This window comes from Pseudomonas sp. 2VD, from assembly GCF_005503585.1.
Lineage (GTDB): Bacteria > Pseudomonadota > Gammaproteobacteria > Pseudomonadales > Pseudomonadaceae > Pseudomonas > Pseudomonas aeruginosa.
Window position 1 is genome coordinate 1 of sequence record NZ_SCND01000491.1, and the last position, 3,665, is coordinate 3,665.

Sequence of the window (3,665 nt, forward strand, 5' to 3'; positions counted from 1 at the left end):
GCCCTGGCAGGCCTGGCTGCCAGGCCGCCAGGGTGTCGGGAACGATGAGGTAGAGGCTGCTCCGCACGTCCTTGCCGAGGCGTTGCAGCAGCGCCGGCAGGCCCAGTCCCTGCATGCTCAATCGGGCGCTTTCGTATATCCGGGCCAGGGCGTTGCGGCGCTCGTATTCGTCTTTCTGCCCCGCATCGACGATGGCCCGGGTCACGGCGGCGAAAGGGACGCCGTAGTGGGTGAGAATCAACGGGAAGCCCAGGGCCTCGGCCGTCTCGCGCAGGGCATCGAGGTCGCTCGGGGCTTCCATGTTCTCGCCGATCATCATGCCTGCCAGGCCGGCCTCGGCCAGTCTTCGGACGTAACGCCGTTGCCGCTCGGCCTCGCTCGGTATGCCCAGCCCGGTGGTCATCAGCAGGTCACCCTCGCCGAGCCATTCGGTGGGGTCGTCGAGTTCGCAGACATGCGCCCAGCGAACCGGGCGGTCGAGGCCGCCGGCTCCGCTCAGCAGGCGTGAACGGAGTTCGGGGAGGGCGATCAGGTGGCGGATGCTCTGCGGCATGTCCAGGAAACTCCAGGCATGGGCTTTCAGTGTAATCGCCCCGGGCGCAGGCAGCGCGCCCTGTCACCAACTGGCGGGCAGCATCCCCAGTGCCGAGGCGATCGCATAGACCCCGCTGGAGGCGAACACCAGGACGATCAGCCCCTGTATCAGCGGATGGGCATACCAGCCGCAGCTGAATGCCGGCAGTTGGTCGCCGTGGCGCCGCGCCGCGTTGAGCAGGAGGATGGGGATGATGCCCATCAGTACGCCGCCGAAGGTACCGGCGAAGTACAGCGCGTTCACGAAGCCGCCGAGCCCCGCATAGGCCAGCAGGAACGGCGGGACCGAGACCGCGGCGAGCACCGCCAGGCGTTTGCGCCGGTTGGTTTCGCTGCCCAGGCGGAAGTGGTCGAAGATATTGGTGAACAGGCACCCGCCGAGTCCCCAGTAGGAGGTCAGCATCGCCAGCAAGGCGAAGGTGTTCGCCACGTAGTAGGCCCATTGGCCGAGGGAGCGTCCCCAGCTCAAGGTCGCCACCTCGCTGAGGTTGTCGGGGCCGACCAGGGCGATGACCGAGGCAGGAATGGCCGCCACCAGCAGGAAGGTCAGCAGCATGCCGACCACGATCAGGCGCGGCACGCGCCCGGGGGTTGCCAGGTTGCCGCGCACCAGCTCCGGAACCAGGAACTGCGCGCCGAACACGAAGACCGCCAGGTTGAACACTGGAACCACGTATTGCCACTGGCTCTGCCAAAGGTGGGCGAGACGGGCGTCGTCGTGCATCAGGGTAGCGCCGATGAGGATGCAGACGATGGCCACCATGCCGGCGCTGATCAGCTTCTCGCCCACGCCGAGCGCCTTCAGGCCCAGGTAGAGCACCAGCGCCGAGGGGACGAAGAAGATCAGGCTGCCGACCTCGCGCGTGAGGCCGTACTGGCCGAAGAACTCGAGCATGATGTTGCCGCTGCCGGTCATGTAGGCGACCAGGGCCCCGTAGCTGTTGGCCGCCACCGCGATGAAGATCAGCCAGCCGCCGAGCGGGCCCAGGTAACGCCGGGAGAGGCCGCTGAGCTGGTTGTTGCCGCGGGTTCTCAGGCAGGCTTCGGTCACGTAGAGCATGGTGACGATGCAGAAGAGGCAGGTCAGGGCCAGGCATACCAGCAACGGCACGTAGCCGACCTTGCGGGCGGCGTAGGCCATGCTCAGCACGCCGGCGCCGATGTTGGTGCCGATGATGATCGCGATCGTCTCGAGCGAGCCCAGGGGATGGGCCTTGAGGCCCGATGCGTTGTCGTTCGCTTCTCGCATACCCATTTCTTGTTTCCTCTGTCAGGGCGGTGGAGTTCGGTTCTTCGGGGTCAGTCGAAGATCAGGTAGGTCTTGCGCACGGTCCGGCGGATGTCCCAGGTGCCCTGGGTGGCAGCGGCGAAATAGAGTGCGTCGCCGGCGCGAAACTCCACGGCCTGGCCCTCGTCCGGGGTGAAGCGACCTTCACCGCTGACGATGTAGCTGTACTCGGCCTGCTCGACCTGTCGGCGGAAGCGCCCCGGGGTGCATTCCCAGATGCCGGTCACGCCGTTGCCGTCGGCGAGCGGGCGGTGGGCCGCGGTACGGGTCAGGGCTACCGGTTCGCCCAGGGGCTGGCCGACGGGCGTGGGCGAGGTGAAAGGACTTTCGTCGTCGAGACGGATGAGCGAAGGGTTCATGCCATGGGCTCCTCAGGATTTGTCTTCAAGGCCGGCGGGGGCGAAGCGCGCGAGAAAGCGGTCGGTGGCCGAGGGCGCGGTACCGGCGAGTTCCGCGCGTTCCTTGCGCAGGACGGCGTTGCGCACCAGGGAGCCACCCAGGTAGCGCAGCGGCTCGGGGGGGAAGCTCCGGCAGCGGCGTTCTACCAGCGGACAACGGCTCCACGGGTCGTCGCGGCCGAGGGCGAGGCTGGCGAGGATCCGCCCGCCCAGGCGGCTCGGTCCCACGCCGTTGCCGCTCCAGCCGATGCCGTAGTGGATGTTCTCGTGCAGGTGGCCGAAGACCGGCAGGCTGTCGTAGGTACGGTCGATGGGGCCGGACCAGCCGTCGACCAGCGGGATGTCGCCTAGCGAGGGATAGGTGCGGCGGAAGTCGGCCTCGGTCAGGGCCAGGCTCTCCCGGTCGACGTCGAATACCCGGCCGATGCGCGAGCCGTAGCTGATGGCGCCGGTGCCCTTGCCGAAGGCGATGCGCCCGTCGCGGGTGGTGCGGTAGTAGTCCACCATCAGTTGGGAATCGGTGATGGCTTCCCCGCCGGTCCAGCCGATTCGCTCCAGCCGTTGCGGTATCGCCTCGGTAACCGCGATGGAACTGTTCACCGGCACGATCAGCCTGGAGAGCCTGGGCAGGGCGGCCGACCAGGCGTTGGTCGCGAGAACCACCGCCTTGGCCTGGACCCGGGCCCCGGCGCTCAGCAGCTGTGCCGGCTGGCCGGGAACGATCTGGCTGACGCCACAGCGCTCGTGGATTTCCACGCCGAGGGCCAGCGCCACGCGGCGCATGCCTTGCACCAGCAAGGCTGGTTGCACGGTGGCATTGCTGCGCTCGAAGACCCCGGCGAGATGCACCGGCGAACCGGTCCGGCGTGCCACTTCGCTGGCGTCGAGGCGTTCGAAGGGACTGACGCCGAGCCGTTCGCAGGCGGCGAGGGTATCGTTCCAGGCGTCGAGGTGGCGCGCCGTGGTGGCGGTCCACAGCCAGCCCTTCTGCTGGAAGTGCGCATCGATGTCATGCCGCGCGCAGAACTCCCCGAGTTCCTGGATCGCCCGCTCCGCGCTTTCGCCAAGGAAGCGCGCCTGCGCCTCGTTGCAGAAGCCCAGCAAGGTGCCGATCTTCGGCCACCAGGACATCACGAAACCACCGTTCCTGCCGGAAGCGCCGCCGCCGCAGACGTCCTGCTCCAGTAGCAGGACCCGTGCGTCCGGTTCCAGTTGCTTGAGGGTGATGGCGGTCCAGAGCCCGACGAAACCGCCGCCGACTATCGCCACGTCCGCCGAGTGGGCGCCGACGAGGGGGGCGCTGGCGGTGCTGACGCTTACACACACCTCACGCTACCGACGCAGCCTTCGGTGGAGCGCTACATCTACTGCGCGTTGACAAACAA

4 protein-coding genes are annotated in these 3,665 nt (G+C 67.9%); all 4 read right to left on the reverse strand.

Annotated elements, in window-relative coordinates; genetic code table 11:
- The coding region (locus FFS27_RS30335; RefSeq protein ID WP_171019260.1) for a PucR family transcriptional regulator ligand-binding domain-containing protein at window positions 1–553 on the reverse strand (553 nt) is incomplete at its 3' end.
- A 63-nt stretch (window positions 554–616) separates the two neighbouring features.
- Window positions 617–1,849: an aromatic amino acid transport family protein gene (locus tag FFS27_RS30340; RefSeq protein WP_003088197.1), complete on the reverse strand. Its 1,233-nt coding sequence runs from the start codon at window positions 1,847–1,849 to the stop codon at window positions 617–619.
- Window positions 1,850–1,893: 44 nt separating this feature from the next.
- A complete protein-coding gene (locus FFS27_RS30345; protein ID WP_021264670.1) occupies window positions 1,894–2,241 on the reverse strand; it encodes a cupin domain-containing protein in 348 nt (115 codons plus the stop codon).
- A gap of 12 nt (window positions 2,242–2,253) precedes the next feature.
- Window positions 2,254–3,606, reverse strand: a complete 1,353-nt coding sequence (locus tag FFS27_RS30350; RefSeq protein WP_137952433.1) for an NAD(P)/FAD-dependent oxidoreductase — start codon at window positions 3,604–3,606, stop codon at window positions 2,254–2,256.
- Window positions 3,607–3,665 lie beyond the last annotated feature (59 nt).

What these genes read in the sequence shown, in the direction of transcription:
- FFS27_RS30345 (WP_021264670.1), bottom strand. Translation starts at nt 2,241, where the DNA reads ATGAACCCTTCGCTCATCCGTCTCGACGACGAAAGTCCTTTCACCTCG.
- FFS27_RS30340 (WP_003088197.1), bottom strand. Translation starts at nt 1,849, where the DNA reads ATGGGTATGCGAGAAGCGAACGACAACGCATCGGGCCTCAAGGCCCAT.